Here is a 17432-nt window from a genome sequence, read left to right as displayed (position 1 = left end):
GGCAAGGTCATCCCGGGGGTTGGAGTTTGGCGGTCGCGACGCCGTAGGTGGCCTGGTACGTCGCCAACCCGGCGCGCGCGACAGCCAGCGCCTCGTTCACCTTGGCACCGACGTCACCGGCTCGCTGGGTGAGCTCCGGCTCGGCCGCGTTGTACTTCTCCCGAAATGCCACGCTGATGTCGTCGAACCCCGTTTGGACCGCGCGCTCCTCAGCCCGAATCGCCGCGGACAGTCCTGTCCAGGCCGTCGTCCAGCCGTCGATCTCGAGCTGTACGCCGTTGACAACGTCACTGGTCGGGCCGAACTTCATGTGGGTCAGATCGCCACCACCGGGGGCCGCGTTCATCGGCTGCCCCGATCACGACCGGATTTGCTGCCCAGTACGCCGAGCACCGGCCCGAACGCCGGATCACCGTCGACGAGACCCGGTCCGTCGGGCCATGCCTTGCCGTAGGCCTCGACCGCGTTCTCCCGGGCCTGGTTCCACGCCCGGGTAGCGGCGTCGACAATCTCGTCCGCCAACTGCTCCGGGGAATATTCACGATAGACCCGGGCATCGAGGTAGAGCGCTTCCAGCCGCCCCTCGCCGGTCACCGTTGCCGTGATCAAATCGGCGCCGGCATCCGCCGTGCCACTGGCTTCCTGTGCTGCTCGCTGTGCGCGCAGCGCAGCGCGCTCCAGCTGCTCGATGTCCGCCAGGCGGGTTCCAACTGGCTGTGTTCGCGGATCCATCGCTGCCCTCCATCTGTTGTCGTGCCCCTCAAGCATCAGGCCGACGAACGGCAGGAAGGGCGCCTGACCTCTTCCTGCCAGGCCGGCGAGCGTCGGGCATCAGGCCGAAATCATCGAACCGTGGACACCGACAAGACATCGCGAACTCACCGCCGGGACCGGCATCTCGGCCTGCGACTTGCGGCCGCCTGCACCGCTGTCGCCCTCGGCCCGCTGCTCTGCTCACCGATGGCCGCAGCGGGTCCACCACCCCGGGCCTGCAACGACCCGGACCCCGCCCATCCGGTCGTCAGACAGTTGCCTTGGGCACAGGACTTACTCGGAGCCGAGCGCGTCTGGCCACAGACGAGAGGCGCCGGCGTCACCGTGGCGGTCATCGACTCAGGCGTCGATGCCGATCACCCACAACTCCGGCGCCCCGGCAAGGTCAAGGCCGGCAGAGACTGGTTTCTGGAGGGTCATCTCCCGGGCAACTATGACTGCATCTCCCATGGAACCGCAGTGGCCGGAATCATCGCCGCCGACCCCGCATCGGGTATCGGCTTCCACGGAATCGCACCAGACGCGACGATCCTCCCGGTCCGCGTGACCGACCGGGAGACGTCGGACGGTGAGAGCAGCCATCCGATAGACCCTGGTGTACTTGCCCGAGGCATTGTCTACGCCGTCGATCAGGGCGCCAAGGTGATCAACCTGTCCTTGGCCGGCAGCCGCGATCAGAAACCTGTCCGGCAGGCCATCGCGTACGCCGTGAGCAAGGACGTGGTCATCGTCGCCGCAGTCGGCAATCGGCAATCCGCGCAGGAGACCGCGCGCCCGTCGTACCCGGCGTCGTACCCAGGAGTCCTTGGCGTCGGCGGGATCGACATCTCCGGCAGCCGAGTCAGCGGTTCCCAGGAGGGTACGTACGTGGGCCTCGTCGCACCCGGGGCAGGCATTCTGGCACCGACCCGGCAAGCCGGGCACATGTATGTGGACGGAACCAGCTTCTCCGCCCCGTTCGTCGCGGCCTCGGCAGCTCTGGTCCGCGCAGCCTGGCCAAAGATGTCTGCTGCCGAAGTGATCCAGCGGCTCAAAGCGACCGCGACGCCGGCTCGAGGAGGATCCGGAAGTCTTGAGTACGGCGCCGGGATCGTCGACCCATATCGAGCGGTGACCGAAGGCATGGCAGCCGTCGAGACGGCCGTTCCCGCCGCCGCCCATCGGCCGGAGGATCCGCGATTCCTTGCCCAGCAGGCCTGGTGGCACAACAGCTCGGAGCAGGCCCGGAGACTTACCGTCCTGGCCATGGCGTCGGCCATCTCCATGGCTGTCCTGGGCTTGATCGTGACGGTCGGGCGTCGACGGCGCTGGTCCGCCGTCCGCACCACAACGCAGCCTTCGACCGGACCGGCCGCGGACGAACCGTTGCCCGAGCACCTTTTCGGCAAGTCCGACTGACTGACCCACATCGACGAGATGCCCGGCCAGAGATCTGGCCGGGCATCCGTGGTGTGAGACAGCAGATCAGCGAAGCGCCAGTGCCGCCTGGTACACGCGGTTCTGCGACTCCTGAACGTACTCATTGCTGTACTGGATATCGTTAGCGTACTGCTGCTGAGCCATGACGTTGTCCTGGATGTCACGGTCGGTGGACATCACCTGACCCAACGCCGTCTGTTGCTCGTAACTCGACCAGACACCGTCCATCGCAGCATAGTCATGCACATGCTGGGTGCTGGTGTCGCCCTTGTGCGTGAACTGTCCCGTCGTCTCCGCGTGCCATCGCTCGACCTCCGGGTAGTTCATGTAGAGCTCGTCGTTCATCGTCTCGTCCTTTCTCTTCGATGCCGTGTCGCAGCCTGGACGTCAGGCTGTTGCGCCGAGCCGTGCGGCAGGCGTCGCCACCGCATCCATGAAGGTGTTTCCGGCCAGGTAGCCGAAGTCCTCCTGGCCCTGGAGGTACTGGAGGTTGGGCCGGCTCATGTCGCTGAGGAACTGACTGCGATTGACGCCGGCCGTCATGATGCTCCCGCGTGTGGCGCTCGGGATGGCCTCTTGGGTCCGGAGTTCCTGCTGATAGACGTTCGTCAGCTCCTCCTTCACCATCCCGGCCTTGACGCCCGCCTGGCGATAGACCTCGTCGCCAAAGGCTTGGACCCACGGTGCAGACATCCGAGTCTCCTTTCCTTGTTGGTGTCCTACGCCACTCACGCTAAGAGCGCGGCACCGACCGAGTCGCCGCTGCGGCACGTTCCTGCCACACCGCGAGCAGCACGGTCCTGACGGGCGACGATCGGCTCACGCGGCAAGGAAGGATGAATGCAGATGGCGACGATGGTGGTACGTCGGCCCGACCGGCGGTCTGGTCCGGAGATTCCCGGCGGTGAACTGCTGCTCGCGGCACCGCCTGAGGTCCCCGAACCCGGCGGCCGGCAATGGGCACAACTGCTGATGATGCTCCCGATGGTCGCGATGATGGGCGCGATGATGCTGATGTTCAGCGGCAGCATGGGTGGGGGCCTGCGGTACGCCGTCTACGGCCTCTTCGGCGTCGCGATGCTCGGCATGATCGTTGCCGGTCTCTGGGGTCGCTCCGGTGGCGGCAAAGCGGAGATGGGGCAGGCCCGGCGACGTTACCTCAGAGAGCTTGCACAGCAACGCACTCGGCTCACCCGGTCGCTGGAGAAGCAGCGCGAGGCATTGCTCTATGTCCATCCCGCGCCGGACACGCTGTGGACACTTGCCGCGAGCCACCGGCTCTGGGAACGGCGACGCGACGACGCAGACTTCGGGGTGACCAGGATCGCCGTCGGTCCGCAAGTACCGGCGATCGCGATCGTCCCTCCGGACACGCAACCCTTGGAACGCCTGGAACCGCTGTCTGCAATGGCGTTGCGGCGATTCGTCACCACGTACGCGACAGTCCCGAACTTGCCGTTGGCGATCGCCATCACCGGCTTCTCGCGCATCTACTGCACCGGAGACACCGAACGGGTGGATGCGCTCGTCCGCGCGATGATCGGTCAACTGGTGACATTGCATGCCCCCGACAACCTTCGGATCGCGGTGGTCGTCGATCCGTCACGGGCTCCGGACTGGGAATGGGTCAAATGGTTGCCCCACGCAACGCACCCGGAACGCACGGATGCACTGGGGCCCGTTCGGCTGATCGGCCCGTCGATCACAGCCGTCGAGGCGATGCTCGACGACCTCCTCGCCGGCCGCCCACGGTTCGACCCCGAATCGGCGCACTCTTCCGGTGGGCCGCACGTGGTGGTCGTCATCGCCGGTGGGGACACCGGCGGATCGGACCATCTGCTCGCGGACCGGGGTCTGGACGGAGTCAGCGTTCTGGACCTGGCCACTGCGCCGCCACGTTCACTCGATGCGAGTTCCGTCGTTCTCGACATCGCTTCGGACGGCACGCTGAGCAGCGCGACGCTGGACAGTGAGAACGAATTGGGGCAAGCCGACAGCCTCTCGGTCACCGCCGCAACAGGCCTTGCTCGCCAACTCGCGCCGCTTCGTCTGACTGCAGGTGTGCACGGGGATCAGTCCTTGACCGCTGATCTCGGACTCGGAGAGCTGCTGGAGCTCGGGGATCCGTATGACTTCGATCCGGACGAAACCTGGGTGCAGCGCCCCAACCGGGATCGCCTGCGAGTGCGCTACGGCCTGCAGCCCGACGGCTCACCGGTCGAGTTGGATCTGAAGGAGTCCGCGCTGGAGGGCATGGGACCGCACGGTCTACTGATCGGCGCGACCGGATCAGGCAAGAGCGAACTCCTGCGCACACTCGTGCTGGCGTTAGCCATCACGCACCCACCACGGTCGTTGAACTTCGCGCTGATCGACTACAAAGGCGGCGCGACGTTCGCGACCCTGGACAAGCTGCCCCACACCAGCGCGGTGATCACCAACCTCGCCGACGAGCTCGACCTGGTCGACCGGATGACCGATGCCATCAACGGAGAGCTCATCCGTCGCCAGGAATTGCTCCGGGATGCCGGCAACTTCGCTTCGCTGCGCGACTACGAGAAGGCACGGATGGCGGGTGCGCCGCTGGCCGAGGTACCGACCCTTGTGGTGGTGTGTGACGAGTTCAGCGAACTGCTCAGTGACCGGCCGGACTTCATCGACATGTTCGTCCAGATCGGCCGGGTCGGCCGCTCGCTCGGCGTCCACCTACTGCTCGCCAGCCAGCGCCTCGACGAGGGCAGACTGCGTGGTCTGGATGCACACCTGTCGTACCGGATCGGTCTGCGGACATTCTCGGACATGGACAGCCGAACGGTCCTCGGCGTCAACGACGCCTTCTTACTGCCCAGGGCACCCGGCCACGGATTCCTCAAGGTCGGTACCGAGCAGATGGACCGCTTCCGCGCCGCCTATGTGTCCGGAGTCCATCGGCGCCAACTCCCCGGGCAGGTCTCCACGGCGACCGATCAGTCGCCGATCCTGCACGAGTTCGTCGGCGGGTACGTCGCCCCGGTCGCGGAGCCGGAAACCACGCCTGAGCGAACTCCGGCCGACGACGCGTTCGATCCCGGTATCGGGGAGACACTGCTCGACATCCTGGTCGAACGTATGAAGGGCCGCGGCGACTCGGCTCACCAGATCTGGCTGCCGCCGCTCAAGGAATCGCCCTGCCTCGACGAAGTACTCGGCGGCGTCTCGGTCGACGCTGCGCGCGGTCTGACCGCCGATGCGAGCTGGGCCGGTCGCCTGACCGCCGTCGCAGGCGTGGTCGACCGGCCGGTCGAGCAGCGACGCGACCCGTTGGCACTTGATCTTTCCGCGGGTGGTGGGCACCTCGCCATCACCGGCGGTCCGCACAGTGGCAAGAGCACAGCACTCACCTCGATGATCGTCTCCCTGGCTCTCACCCACACCCCCGAGGAGGTGCAGTTCTACTGCCTCGACTTCGGCGGTGGTGTGCTCTCCGCGGTGCGTGGACTGCCTCATGTCGGCGGTGTTGCAGGACGGCAGGACGCAAACGCCGTCCGCCGGACCGTGGCCGAGATGGCGAATCTGATCGTGAACCGCGAACGGGAGTTCGCTCGGCTCGGAATCGACAGCATGGCGACCTATCGGGCCCGGCGTCGGGCGGGCACGGTGCCGCCGTCGCCGTACGGCGATGTGTTCCTGGTGGTCGACGGATGGGGAACCATCCGCAACGACTTCGACGATCTGGAACAGATGCTCGCCGACATCGCGGTGCGCGGTCTCGCCTACGGCGTGCACCTGATGATCAGCGCCGCTCGGTGGTTCGAGGTACGCACCAACGTCCGCGATTTGTGCGTGACCAAGCTCGAACTGCGGATCGGAGACCCGATCGACTCGTTCCTCGACCGGAAGGCCGCCGTCCTCGTCCCCGAGAACTCACCGGGGCGCGGCATCCTCCCCAGCAGGCACCAGTTTCTGACGGCGCGCCCACAGCTCAGCAACGACGCGATCGACGGCACATCCGAGGGAATCTCGCGGCTTGTCGACCAGATCGCTGCGGCGTGGACAGGTGCCGGCGCGCCGCCGGTACTTCTGCTGCCGGGCGAGGTGCCGTCTGCGGAACTCGACGGTGAGAGCGACAAGGACCGCGGACTCGCCATCGGCGTGGCCGAGCGGGACCTGTCTCCTGTCCGGCTGTCCTTCGCCGAAGACCCCTGCTTCATCCTCCTGGGTGACACCGGCACGGGAAAGAGCGGGTTCCTGCGGACTGTGGCCAAACGCGTACAGGAGGTCTATACCCCGGAGGAGGCACGACTGGTGGTCGTCGACCACCGGAGGAGCCTGCTCAGCGGCATCGAGGGGCCTCATCTGCTCGGCTACGGGACGAACCACCAGGTCACCCAGAATCTGATCGCCGAGGTCTGCCAAGCCTTGACGGAGCGCCTCCCCGGCTCAGATGTCACCGCACAACAGCTCAGTGAGAGGTCCTGGTGGACGGGACCGGAGTTGTTCGTCCTGATCGACGACTACGACCTGGTGGCGACCGTGGAAGGGCATCCACTGATGCCGCTCATGCCGTTCATCCCCCAGGCCGCCGACATCGGCCTTCGCGTCATCGTTGCCCGCCGCACCGGCGGCGCCGGCCGCGGCCTGTTCGAGCCGGTGATCGGCCGGATGCGAGACATCGCCTCACCGGGAATCCTGCTGTCCGGCGCCCGTGAGGAAGGCCCCCTGCTCGGCGGCCTGCGCCCCCAGCAGCTACCACCAGGCCGCGGCCACCTGATCGGCCGCCAAGGCACGGCCAAGCTCATCCAACTGGCCATGCCACCCCAAGCCTGACGGCCCTGAGGCCGCCGGGAACCGTCAACACAGAAAGGCAGATGATGGCAGAAAAAGAAGACGTCACCGACGTCACCCTGTTCTATCCGGCCGCCTCGGATCTGAGCAAGCTCCAGACCGACCTCAAGACGGCAGGCGCGACGCTGAGCAAGCAAGAGACAGGGGCCAGCGGCAAGTTGGTCGGTGCCTCTGTCGTGGTCGGTTTGGCGCAGACCGCCCGACAGACCGGGGCGACGGCAACCGAGACGATGGCAACCGGCGTCGGCGTCTGGGCCACCAGCACCCAAGCCTTCGGAACTCTGTACATCGAGACGCGTGACCACGTCACAGCCACGATGATCGGCAAGACCTTCCAGACCGCCACTGAAGGCGCAGCGCAGGTGAACGGCTGATGGTGAACAGCGCAACTCCGGATGCGGGGGGCGGCAGCAACTACGAAGCCGTGGCCCAGGCAACTCCCGAGAACTACGAGCAGATCCCCGCGCTGATCATCAAGTTCGTAGGTGAGATGGCGGAGGAACCAAAGACGATCACCACCCTCAGGAACGAGGTGACAGCCTGGCGGGAATACCAGAACAGCCTGAAGGCGGTCGCCATCGGCTTCCGCGCACGCACCAACGGCCTGGCGAACGACTGGGGAGACACCCCGGAGGCCGTCGTGTATCGCGAGGCCAGCATCCCGAGCAGTGATTCACTCGATGCGAGCGTGACTGCCCTCCAGGTCGATGCGATCGACGCGGGCGTCACCGAGCTCAACACAGCGGTGACGACAATCATCGCTGACCTGGCGAAGCTGAATGGCCATTTAGGCTCGTGGACGGTGAGCGAAATGGCCGCGGCGAAGCAGCAATTGGTTGCCATCGGGCGCAACATGGACCAATTGAGCAGCAACTACGGGACGATGGGTGGAAACCTGAGCGCGGTCGCAGCAGGGCTGCGATGGGTCGGGGCGAAGAGTGATGCAGCCAATGGACCGAACACCGTGCCGTTGGGTGCCGGTCCGGCTGGGGCGCCGACGAGTACTGCACCAGGTACGGCGCCGACAGATCCCGGAACAGCTCCAGGCGATCAGCCTGGCGCCGACCCCGGTGCCGACCCGGGTAGCGCGCCCGGTGACACGGCCGGAGGCCCGACCGAAGGCGAAGGGCCGGAGCTGTCGAGCATGCCGCCAATAACGACACCACCGGTGACGCCGGTGACGCCGGTGACGCCGGTGACACCGCTGCCGCCGATCAAGCCGGTACCGATCACTCCCATGACACCGATCACCCCGATACCTCCGGTCACGCCAGTGGCTCCGATCGGCGGAATCGGCCGCGGCGCAGTGGGCGGCGGCCTCGCGATCGGCAATCCTGGAACCACAGGAGTAGGTGCCGTCGGCAAGGTCGGCGGTCTCAAGAGCATCGAGCAGACCGGGCAGATCGCTCCGGTAGCAAAGGTCTCACCGGATCGTGCGCTGGGTTCAGGCTTCGCACCGGGACTCGGGAACGGACTGGGTGGCTCGAGTGCGACCGCCGCCGGCGGCGCTGCGAGTTCGATGCCGCCACCCATGATGCCGCCGATGGCCGGCGGTGCCGGTGGAGTTGGTGGTGGTAAGTCGACCACCAATGGCGCCATCCGCCCGAACGGGCGTCAGCGCAAGCGCAGCGGAGGCCCGACGCCGGGCGTTCCGGATGGCTTGCGCGGGCGGTCGACGAAAAAGGCATCGTTCGCCGCGATGCCGACGGCCAAGGCAGCAACGCGACGGCAGCGCGAAGCCGAGGCCCCGGAGACGCTGCAAATTCTCGACGAGGAACTGTGGAAGGTCGACGCGACAGTCGAACCTCTGGCGACCGAACAGCGCCAGCCTCCGCGGCCTGCGAGCTGAGAAACGACCAGTACCAGCAAGATGCCCCCGGCCGAAATGGCCGGGGGCATCTTTGTTCGGTTCGGCGTCAGGCTGTGGGACGGACAGCGGTGGCGGGGTCAAGGCCGGAGCTTTCAGGGATTCGGGCAATGAGGTTGGCGGGGAGACGGACCGGGGGGACCCCTTCGTAGCCGAAGAGTTTGAGGAGGTCTGCCGCAGCAAGGGGGTAGGCGCGACCCATGTCGGTGATGATGAGGATGGTTCCCGCCGGAGCTCGGCTGGAGGGCATTGATTCGGCGATCGCGGCGGAGCCGGCGGGGACTACTATGCGGTCGGCCAGGAGGGTGCCTTCGGGGCCTTGTTTGGGGGTGACCATGGCTGGGTCGCGGGGTGGGAGGGTCGCGTCGACGAGGATTGTGGGGACGGTGGCGCCTGGTCGGTAGGCGGCGCAGATGGTGCTTTCGTCGGCGGGGCGGGCGAAGGTGGGGCGGGTTGCGGGGAGACGGCCGTCGGTGCCGGCGGGGACGGAGTCGGGAGGCGTCTCGACGCGTCCGAGCGAGGTGGGATTGAGCTCGAAGGGGTGCGGGGATTTTCCGGCGTAGGCGTTCTTCAAGGGAGCGTAGGTGAGTTGGATGGAGTACTGGAGGTCGGTGAGCAGGAGCAGGCGGTCCCGGGTCGCCATGTAGTACTGGCGGACCCCGCCGCTGCCGACCATGAAGAGTTCGCCGACCTTGGTCTTGCGTTTCGGGATGGCGCTGGACGGCTTGCCGATGCCCGCAGTCGCCAGCGGGGCAACGGGTTGGCCTTCGGGAAGTCCGTTGATGAAGGCCTTACCGACTGTCGCCCACCCTTCGCCGCCCAGGGCGAGGCCGGCCTGCAACGCGACTCCCCTGTCGAGCTTGTAGCGGTAGCCGTCGTTGATCATGTACTGGTCGCGGGTGCCCAGCACGTTGACGAGGAGCGCTGACGCGCCGAGCGACTGAGAGCTGACCGGCTGCGCGCCAACCAGAAGTACGGACTCGCTGGTTCGTTCTCCGGTTCCGTCGAGCATCGGTTCCGAGCACAAGCTCCAGGCACCAGGGAGCAGTTGCTTGGCAGGTGGGAGTGCATCGGGCGCATCGACGATGCCGATCCGCGGACCACGCGGAGCGTCGCGGAGCGAACGTTGCGAGACGCGGCGCGTCTCCGCTTTCTTGCCGATGGCAAGTAGTGCGGAGGCGTAGTTGGCGACGGGATGCAGACGGCCGCTCAGGTAGACATAGCGGGTACCGGTCTCCTTCTCGACGATGACCGCATCACCGGCTTGCCAGGCTTTGTTGCCGCCGGGAACCACCAGGCCGTACACCCCCATGACGGCAAGAGCGATGAAGGCGATGGCCACGCTCCAGATCGCCGAGACGAAGGGGCGGCGGAACGGCGGTTGTTCGGGGTCGGACTCTCTGGTGACCAGAGCGGAGACCATCCGCTGGCCGAGGAACTGGTGTGATTGCAGTTGGTCCTTGCGCGTTGCCATCTCAGCCGCCCCATCCACGCAGGAGGCCGTAGAGCCCAAGGACTCCACAGGCGACCGGCACCAAAGCCAGCACCACCATGATCTCGAGCATCTCCGCCGCGCGGCCGAAGTACGGGTTGGGCGGTCGATGGCTGTAGTGGAGACCGGCGGCAATCGCTCCGGTCGCGAAGAACAAAGTAATGGGTACGACGAGCGGCACGGGGTCGGGCCGGTCGGCACCGAGCACGCCGATCAGCAGACCGACGAGCCCGGCGGCGCCGGCCAGCAACCAGGTCATGCGTTGCTTGACGATCGGGTACAGGCGGGCCCGGATCAGTGCGGCCGCGACGATCAGTGCCGTCAGGATCGTCGTGGACCTCGTGTCGTTACGCACGAGAAGGACCTCGCAGATACAAACGACGATCGCAGTGGCGGTCAGCATCCCGGTCAGCAGGTCGTCGGCTCGCACGACGGCGCCGTACACCTGCCGGCGTGGAGGTTGTGGATCGTCGCGGACCAGATCGGCCGTCGTTCGCGGCAGGATCGGCATCGGGACTCGACCGAGGCGGATCGCGATGGAGCCGAACAGCGGTGACACGGCAACCAGCGCCGAAGCGGTGATCGCGGCGACATCCGCACCGCCCAACGAGTCCGCCGTACCGATCCAGCCGCTCAGAATGCCGACGATGCCCAAAGCGGCAGCCGTCACGAATAGCCCGGCACCGTCGACGACTCCGACGAGGCAGAGCACTGCGACGAGCAGGAGGGCTGCCCCGCCGGCGAGGATCTGCGGCGCCCCGATGGCCGGCCAGGAACCGTCGCCTGCGAACAGCAGGGCGCCGCCCAGTGCGGCCGCCGGTAGCGCGAACCCGCCGATCACCACCCCAGCGCCGGAATCTCCGACCACGCGCGCCAACACCACACCAGTTGCTGTAAGCAACAGTGCGATCAGCAGGAGGCGTACGGCGGGCAGGTCCCAGGTGTCTCCGGCCCTGACGATCGTGAACCCGGCCGCCAGCAACGCAATCGCCGCGGCGATCAGACCGGTGGCGCGGGTGTGCCAGGGGCTCCACGCCGCGCCGAGCCGTCGAGAACCGGAGGCGACCGCGTCCACGAGGTCGTCGTACTCGAGCTCTGGCCAATCGGTCTCGCGGGGCACCAGATAGAGGATCTCCCCGTCGCGGATCCGGTGCCCGCCGATCGATCGGCCCAGGTCCAGCTCGGTGCCGTCCACCCGGCGCAAGACCCAGCCACCGCCGGCCACACCTTCGTCCGCCAGTTCCTCGCCGGCTCTGACAAGCAGGCCCGGAAGGACCTCGGCGACGGAGGCTTGCTCTGGTAGCGCCAGGTCGAGCCGACGCCCTGGCGCATCAATTGTGACCCGGACCAATCCGGTGATGTTCATCGGCGTTCTCCCAATCCTCGCGCCGTTCTCTGCACTGGACTCAGTCTTGGTGCGGGTGTCGGCGGCGCGTGCGCTGCGGCAGGTTCATGCCGCCCGGGGCATCGGCGACGGATCGGTTCCTACGGTGTGGGGGACGAGACGACGAGGAGGTCAGCCGTGCCGCACGAAGCTTTGATCCTGCCGATCGGGCATGATCTCGGTGCCCGATCGGCGGCGCCCGATGTCCGGCTGCAGCAGGTCCGGGTGGGCACGGAAGTGATGGAGCTGACAGGTCCCGAGTACGTCGTCTGGTTGCTGGCCCACAGTTTGGACGAGAACGACCCGCTGACCCAGCGGTCGCTGACGGCAGCAGGAGAACGCTTCGGGATCGGCAACCGGGAGACCGGCGCGACGATCGAGCGCTTCCTCGGTGACGGTCTGCTGGCGGAGGTCGTGCCTGGCGAAGAAAGCGCGCTGTCGTTCGCACGTCGCCATCGGCTGGCTCCACTGATGCTCGGGCTCGGACCCGACCCGGACAACGTAGGAATGCTCTTGATCGGCTTGCTCGGTCAGCCGCTGGCACAGGTGTCCACTCCTTTGTACGACCTGTGGACCTGGGCACATCTCAGCCCGGAGTTGTGGCAGGCCTGCGAAGTCGCCGCGGACGTCGCCCGGCACCAGGGGGTCACGGATCCGCAGGAGCTCGATCCCGAGCTTGTCCTGGCCGGCGTGCTCGGCTCGTTGCACGGTCTGTTGCGGGTGCGAGCGGCGTACCTGGATCGGAGGACGGCCGAATGACCACTGTGATCTTCCCTGTCGGCCATTACACCGGTGTGCTGCCCGTGGCCATCGGCGCACCCAACCACGTCGTCCGCGTCGGCATGAAGCAGCACCGCCTGACCGACGTCGAGTTCGGAGCCTGGATGCTGACCCACGGCCCCGCTGAGGCGACAGCCGAGCCATGGACCCGGCGGCGGATGACCGCCGAGGCAACCCGCCTCGCAATCGACCTCCCACCGGACCTGCTGGACGATCTCGAGGCCCGCGGATTGGTGTTCTCCATCGATCCCGCCGATCCGGACGTGGCAGGAGTCGCGCGGGGGTATCGCCTGGAAGCGTTGATGATCGGCCTGGGTGACACCGCGGAGCAGCCTGGCCATCATCGGATCGGCGTCCCCGAGGCGGGAGTGGTCGCCGTACTCGATCCTGACAGCTATGAGCTGTGGCAGTGGGCGGCTACGACGCCGAGTCTGTGGGCGTACTGCGAGCTCAGGTCGACAGTCACCTCGAGTGACGATCCACGCAGCGCGGCCGATCGGGTCTTCCAGGACCTGCGGACGCTGGTCGCCCACGGGTGCGGCTATCTCGACGTGGTGCGCTGAGGGGATGCGAGGATGACTCTGATGGCTGAGATCGCTCCCGATTCGCTGATTCCGCGGGCTACCGGGCCGGTGGCGCGGGTTTTTCTGATGCCGCCGCACGACAGTGGGCCGCCGAGCATTGTGAAGGTTTATCCGCGGGGGCTGGATCGGCGGACTTTTAATGCGGTGGAGGTTGAGCAGGCGAAGCTGGCCGGGTTGCGGGTGGCTGGGTCGATGTTGCTGGCTGATGCGGTGGAGGAGTTGCCGGACGGGCGGACCGGGGTGCGGATGGAGTTTTGTCCGCAGTCGCTGGTGGAGCTGGCTGCTGGGCGTGGGCTGCCGATCGGGGATGTGGTGGTGCTGGGGCAGATCTTGGGATCTGTGCTGGCGGAGGCTCATGAGGGTGGGCTGGTGCATGGTGGGGTGACGCCTAGCAATGTGCTGGAGCGGCCTGATGGGCAGCCTGTGCTGGCGGATTTCGGGATGGCTTTGCGATTGCGGTTTCCGCGGGATCTGACCGCGGCGGCGGCGTATACGGCTCCGGAGGTGCTGCGGGACGGGGAGCTGTCCGAAGAGGCTGACGTTTACGGGTTGGGCGCTGTGTTGTATCTGGCGCTGACCGGGCAGTCACCGTTTCCGACGAAGCCGGGTGAGACGCCGGACGACGTCGTACTGCGGGTGTTGCGGGAGCCGGCGCCGGAGGTGTCGGGGCAGGATGTGCCGCCGGCGTTGACGGCGTTGTTGCGGCGGATGCTGGCCAAGGAGGCCGGGACGCGGCCGGATGCGGCGGCGGTGGTCCGCGAGTTCGAGACGATGCTCCGGGGTACGACGGATGCGGCGGACGAGCTGGATTTCGACGACTTCCGGGACGAGCTGGCAGCGGGGCGGAGTGTGCCGTTGGCAACCGCCTCGGCGAAGCCCAAGCCGGTACGGCGGCAGTGGAAGCTGCCGCGTAAAGAGGTGCTGATCGGGATCGTGGCGGCGGTCGCGCTGGTCGTGGTGGTGCCGATGTTGCTGCGGCCGGGCAACGAAAGTCCGGCGACAAGGCAACCGACCGTGCCGGTGGCACCGCCGGCCTCGCAGGTGCAGACGACCGAGACGCCGTTGATCCAGCTGGAGCCACCGCAGGACAAGGGCACCACGGTGGTGCTGAAGTGGTCGTTCTCGAAGCCGCTCGAGTACGCCGTGTTCGTGGCGGAGCAGGGTGCGAAGGCCCCGAAATCGACGTACCGCGGGAAGGGGACCACGCTGACCGTCCAGGTCAGTGCAGGATTGAAGTACTGCTTCGAGGTCCAGGGCACCGATGGCCGCGAGGTCTTCTACAGCACCCCGCGCAGCATCCGCGGAGCCACCTGCAAGAGCTAGTGGACGCTGTCTGGACCACTCCTGGACCACCCACACTTACCCTGTGAGAGTGAGGCAGACCAAAGTGAAGCTCACCAAGTTCTTGCGCCGCGCGGACCGGCCGGAGGGCCAGCGAGGCCGCGCGGGGCTGGCGGCTGTCGTGGCGGGGTGTGTCGCGCTGATGAGCGTGGTCGTGCTGACCGGCGCCGGCGACCCGAACTCGGGGTTCAAGTTCAGCCAGTCCGGTCACTGGGTCTACAACAGCGCGCTCGGGCGGGTCTTCCACCTGGACGGCGCGACCCGGCAGATCGATGCCCAGGTCCCGATGCCCAGCGGTAAGCCGGGCGCCCAGGTCGTGCAGACCGACACCGACGCGTACGTGCTGTCGAAGTCGCGGATCGACCAGTTCGGCAAGTCGGACCTGACGGTGGCGGAGCCGATCGAGGTGCCGGAGAACGAGCAGCCGATCGGGCTCGAGGCCGCTGGGACTGCCTTCGTGGTCTACCAGCAGTCCGGCCGGGTGATGCGCCTCGGCAAGCACGGAGCGACGGCGTTCCCGGGTGGAACGCTCGGGGATCCGGTGGTGACGTCCGAGGGCACCTTGTGGGTGCACCGGGTCGATCAGGGTGACCTGTGCCAACTGCCGTTGACGGCGGACCGGATGTCCTGCCCGGCGACGGTTCAGAAGGGGCACAAGGGCGCGCTGACCGCGATCGGCGCCAAGGCCGTGTTCGTCGATCTGACCTCCGACCGGGTCTACAACCTGACGCCGGACGGGTTCGGCTCACATGTTGACCTGAGCAACGACATCCCGGAGACGGCGCTGGTCGCCGGGAACGATGTCGACGGCCGGATCGCGTTCGTGGACCGCGAGCAGAGCGTCGTCAACCTGGTCGAACTGCCGGATCGCCCCGGTCAGAAGGCGGAGCCGCCGAAGACGACCAAGATCCGGAAGGGCAACTACGACAAGGTCGCCTCGTCCGGGCACGGGCTGGCGTTGCTGGACCGCAAGGGTTCGGACCTGGTCACCCTCGACCGTGACGGCACCGTCAGCTACGACAAGGTCCACAGCAACGAGAAGTCCGACGAGAAGAACAAGGTCGAGCCGAACCTCTTCCGTGGTGACGACTCCCAGGTGTACGTCGAGAGTGGCAAGGGCGACCGGGTTGTCGTGGTCGACGAGCAGGGGCGCGCGAAGCCGGTCGAGATCGGCAGCGACGACGACGGCATCATCCACAAGCCGACCAAGCCCACAACGCCGCCGGCAACGCCCAAGCCGGGCGACAAGCCCGTCGTGCCGACGCACCAGCCTTCGACGCCGGACAAACCAACGCCGAACAAGACGACGCCGCCGGAGAACCACAAGCCGAACGTGCCGGTGCAGCCCGAGAAGTCCGATCCGCCGCAGAAGCACGATCCGCCGGTGAAGAACGACCCGCCGAAGAAAGATCCGCCGGCGAAACCACCGGTGAAGCCGACCATCACAGCTGGTGTTCCGGGTGCGCCTACAGCAGTCAGCGCGAAGTACGGCACCGACGGTCCGAGCGTGTCCTGGAAGGCCGCGGCGCCGAACGGTGCCCCGATCACGTCGTACCAGCTGAGCTGGACGGGTGGGTCGAAGACGGTCAGCGGCAGCACGCGGTCGACGATGATCACCGAGCTCGCGGGCAAGACGACCGCGTACTACGTGACGGTCCGGGCGGTGAACCGCGTCGGCGCGGGTCCCGCCGTACGGTCGAACTCGGTCAAGAAGGCGTACGCCGAGGCCGAGTCGCCGCGCGAACTGGTGGTCCGCGGCGACGGTATATCGGGGCAGCTCACGCTGGAGTGGGATCCGCCTACGATGGGCGACGGGACGTTCGTGAAGTACACCGTCACGGTCGGATCGCCGACCGCCAAGGCGCGGGCCTCGTCGACAACCACCCAGGCGACGGTGACCGGGCTGAAGGACGGTACGAAGTACCTGTTCTACGTACGGGCGATCACCCGGGCCCCGAACGGCGACCAGCTGGTCGGCAAGTGGACGAGCCTGTCCGCGGCGTCGGTGGGCCAGGACGAGCGGACCAAGCGGATCGTCGCGTCGCGCGGCGCCGGGACGTCGTACGACGACTGCCAGCCGCCGGAGTGCGCCTTCATCCAGGTCCGGATCGAGAACCTGCAGCCGAACACCAACTACAAGATCGTGCCGTTCGTCGCCGGGAAGCAGTTCAACCCGGGCGCCACGCTCAAGACCAGCAGCGAAGGTCATCTCCTGGTCGACGACCGGTTCCCGTGCGGCATGGTCGGTAAGCAGGTGTACGTCACGGTGACCGGGCCGGGCGGACCGTACAAGTCCAACATCTTCACCTGGAAGTCGGGTTAAGGTCCCGAACGCTGCTCGGCGAGGAGTTTGAGGCGGTGCAGGGTCTCGGCATTACGGGCCCCTAGCAACAAATCGGCGACCTTGCCGGGCAGCAGCGTGACCGGACCGCGGACGGCCTGCTCGGTCATCACGACCCGGCAGCCCGCGGGCCCCTCGTCCACCTGGAACTGGACATCACCTTCACCGGCCGGCCAGGCGCGGACGCGCAGTCGGCGGCCGGCGTCGTACTCGACCGATTCGGTGGTGTCGTTGATGAGCAACGGCCAAGCGCCGACCGAGTGGTGGATCAGCCCGCCAGGCTCCGGCCAGGGCGCATCCACGTCACGCACCCGCGAAGCCCCCACCACCCAAGCCGCGTAGCGCCAGCCGTCGGTGAGGATCGCGAACACGTCCTCCGCCGGCGCCTCCACCAAACACTCGTTCTCGCTCCTCCCCCACCAGTACCCCGCCCCACTCCTGGGGCGGTGCGTCTAACCGTCGTGGCCGGAGTGGTGGCCGGAGACAGGCAACAGTTGCCGGAGACCCCACACCACAGGTCTCCGGCTCTGAGAACCTGTCTCCGCCGCCAGCCGTCGGGGGCGTCGACACCGCAGGGTGGGCTTGAACAAGTTATGACCTGTCCACCCCCACCAGTTCCTGTTCAA

The 17432-nt window shown here is 67.1% G+C and carries 15 protein-coding genes; 8 read left to right on the top strand and 7 right to left on the bottom strand.

The genetic code is table 11. From position 1 onward, the window contains the following. Positions 1-7 precede the first annotated feature (7 nt). Positions 8-346, bottom strand: coding sequence for a hypothetical protein (locus tag OG474_RS20425; protein ID WP_405063930.1), 339 nt, complete (start codon positions 344-346; stop codon positions 8-10). Next, a complete protein-coding gene (locus OG474_RS20420) occupies positions 343-732 on the bottom strand; it encodes a YbaB/EbfC family nucleoid-associated protein (protein ID WP_405063929.1) in 390 nt (129 codons plus the stop codon). Before OG474_RS20420 ends, OG474_RS20425 begins: the two co-directional genes overlap by 4 nt. A gap of 120 nt (positions 733-852) precedes the next feature. Between OG474_RS20420 and mycP the strand changes: the two genes are divergently transcribed. Continuing rightward, positions 853-2172 (top strand): type VII secretion-associated serine protease mycosin, encoded by a 1320-nt coding sequence (gene mycP, locus OG474_RS20415; RefSeq protein ID WP_405063928.1) that lies wholly within the window; start codon positions 853-855, stop codon positions 2170-2172. Positions 2173-2238: 66 nt separating this feature from the next. Here the strand turns inward: mycP and OG474_RS20410 are convergent, their stop codons facing one another. Both OG474_RS20410 and OG474_RS20405 read right to left on the bottom strand, forming a co-directional pair. Next, positions 2239-2538 (bottom strand): hypothetical protein, encoded by a 300-nt coding sequence (locus OG474_RS20410; RefSeq protein ID WP_405063927.1) that lies wholly within the window; start codon positions 2536-2538, stop codon positions 2239-2241. 42 nt (positions 2539-2580) lie between these two features. Beyond that, a complete protein-coding gene (locus tag OG474_RS20405) occupies positions 2581-2886 on the bottom strand; it encodes a hypothetical protein (RefSeq protein ID WP_405063926.1) in 306 nt (101 codons plus the stop codon). 153 nt (positions 2887-3039) lie between these two features. Here OG474_RS20405 and eccCa point away from each other — a divergent pair, with 153 nt between their 5' ends. Genes eccCa through OG474_RS20390 form a run of 3 tightly spaced genes read left to right on the top strand, consistent with a single transcriptional unit; the run spans position 3040 to position 8866 of the window. After that, entirely contained in the window at positions 3040-6999 is a 3960-nt protein-coding gene (gene eccCa, locus OG474_RS20400; RefSeq protein WP_405063925.1) for a type VII secretion protein EccCa, read from the top strand. 44 nt (positions 7000-7043) lie between these two features. Continuing rightward, positions 7044-7391, top strand: coding sequence for a hypothetical protein (locus OG474_RS20395; protein ID WP_405063924.1), 348 nt, complete (start codon positions 7044-7046; stop codon positions 7389-7391). Further along, entirely contained in the window at positions 7391-8866 is a 1476-nt protein-coding gene (locus OG474_RS20390; protein WP_405063923.1) for a hypothetical protein, read from the top strand. The genes OG474_RS20395 and OG474_RS20390 overlap by 1 nt, the downstream gene beginning before the upstream one ends. 67 nt (positions 8867-8933) lie before the next feature. Here the strand turns inward: OG474_RS20390 and eccB are convergent, their stop codons facing one another. Together eccB and eccD are read right to left on the bottom strand one after the other, a co-directional pair. Then, a complete protein-coding gene (gene eccB, locus OG474_RS20385) occupies positions 8934-10358 on the bottom strand; it encodes a type VII secretion protein EccB (protein WP_405063922.1) in 1425 nt (474 codons plus the stop codon). 1 nt (position 10359) lies between these two features. Further along, a complete protein-coding gene (gene eccD, locus OG474_RS20380) occupies positions 10360-11742 on the bottom strand; it encodes a type VII secretion integral membrane protein EccD (protein WP_405063921.1) in 1383 nt (460 codons plus the stop codon). 156 nt (positions 11743-11898) lie between these two features. Here eccD and OG474_RS20375 point away from each other — a divergent pair, with 156 nt between their 5' ends. Genes OG474_RS20375 through OG474_RS20360 form a run of 4 tightly spaced genes read left to right on the top strand, consistent with a single transcriptional unit; the run spans position 11899 to position 16788 of the window. Beyond that, entirely contained in the window at positions 11899-12519 is a 621-nt protein-coding gene (locus OG474_RS20375) for a hypothetical protein (protein ID WP_405063920.1), read from the top strand. Beyond that, complete coding sequence (locus tag OG474_RS20370) at positions 12516-13103, top strand: hypothetical protein (protein WP_405063919.1); 588 nt, start codon at positions 12516-12518, stop codon at positions 13101-13103. Before OG474_RS20375 ends, OG474_RS20370 begins: the two co-directional genes overlap by 4 nt. 21 nt (positions 13104-13124) lie before the next feature. Next, positions 13125-14447, top strand: coding sequence for a protein kinase domain-containing protein (locus tag OG474_RS20365; protein WP_405063918.1), 1323 nt, complete (start codon positions 13125-13127; stop codon positions 14445-14447). A gap of 49 nt (positions 14448-14496) precedes the next feature. Continuing rightward, positions 14497-16788: a fibronectin type III domain-containing protein gene (locus OG474_RS20360; RefSeq protein ID WP_405063917.1), complete on the top strand. Its 2292-nt coding sequence runs from the start codon at positions 14497-14499 to the stop codon at positions 16786-16788. On the opposite strand, the gene OG474_RS20355 is transcribed toward OG474_RS20360, so the two are convergent. Next, a complete protein-coding gene (locus OG474_RS20355) occupies positions 16785-17198 on the bottom strand; it encodes an SRPBCC family protein (protein WP_405063916.1) in 414 nt (137 codons plus the stop codon). The two genes, OG474_RS20360 and OG474_RS20355, sit on opposite strands and share 4 nt — an antisense overlap. Positions 17199-17432 lie beyond the last annotated feature (234 nt).

Source organism: Kribbella sp. NBC_01505 (assembly GCF_045040285.1).
In the GTDB taxonomy this organism is placed as follows: domain Bacteria; phylum Actinomycetota; class Actinomycetes; order Propionibacteriales; family Kribbellaceae; genus Kribbella.
Note: the sequence above shows the minus strand (reverse complement) of the source record. Positions and strands in the feature narration are given on the sequence as shown.

What these genes read in the sequence shown, in the direction of transcription:
- OG474_RS20420 (WP_405063929.1), bottom strand. Translation starts at nt 732, where the DNA reads ATGGATCCGCGAACACAGCCAGTTGGAACCCGCCTGGCGGACATCGAG.
- OG474_RS20390 (WP_405063923.1), top strand. Translation starts at nt 7,391, where the DNA reads ATGGTGAACAGCGCAACTCCGGATGCGGGGGGCGGCAGCAACTACGAA.
- OG474_RS20410 (WP_405063927.1), bottom strand. Translation starts at nt 2,538, where the DNA reads ATGAACGACGAGCTCTACATGAACTACCCGGAGGTCGAGCGATGGCAC.
- OG474_RS20365 (WP_405063918.1), top strand. Translation starts at nt 13,125, where the DNA reads ATGGCTGAGATCGCTCCCGATTCGCTGATTCCGCGGGCTACCGGGCCG.
- OG474_RS20405 (WP_405063926.1), bottom strand. Translation starts at nt 2,886, where the DNA reads ATGTCTGCACCGTGGGTCCAAGCCTTTGGCGACGAGGTCTATCGCCAG.
- OG474_RS20425 (WP_405063930.1), bottom strand. Translation starts at nt 346, where the DNA reads ATGAACGCGGCCCCCGGTGGTGGCGATCTGACCCACATGAAGTTCGGC.
- OG474_RS20370 (WP_405063919.1), top strand. Translation starts at nt 12,516, where the DNA reads ATGACCACTGTGATCTTCCCTGTCGGCCATTACACCGGTGTGCTGCCC.
- eccCa (WP_405063925.1), top strand. Translation starts at nt 3,040, where the DNA reads ATGGCGACGATGGTGGTACGTCGGCCCGACCGGCGGTCTGGTCCGGAG.
- eccB (WP_405063922.1), bottom strand. Translation starts at nt 10,358, where the DNA reads ATGGCAACGCGCAAGGACCAACTGCAATCACACCAGTTCCTCGGCCAG.
- eccD (WP_405063921.1), bottom strand. Translation starts at nt 11,742, where the DNA reads ATGAACATCACCGGATTGGTCCGGGTCACAATTGATGCGCCAGGGCGT.
- OG474_RS20395 (WP_405063924.1), top strand. Translation starts at nt 7,044, where the DNA reads ATGGCAGAAAAAGAAGACGTCACCGACGTCACCCTGTTCTATCCGGCC.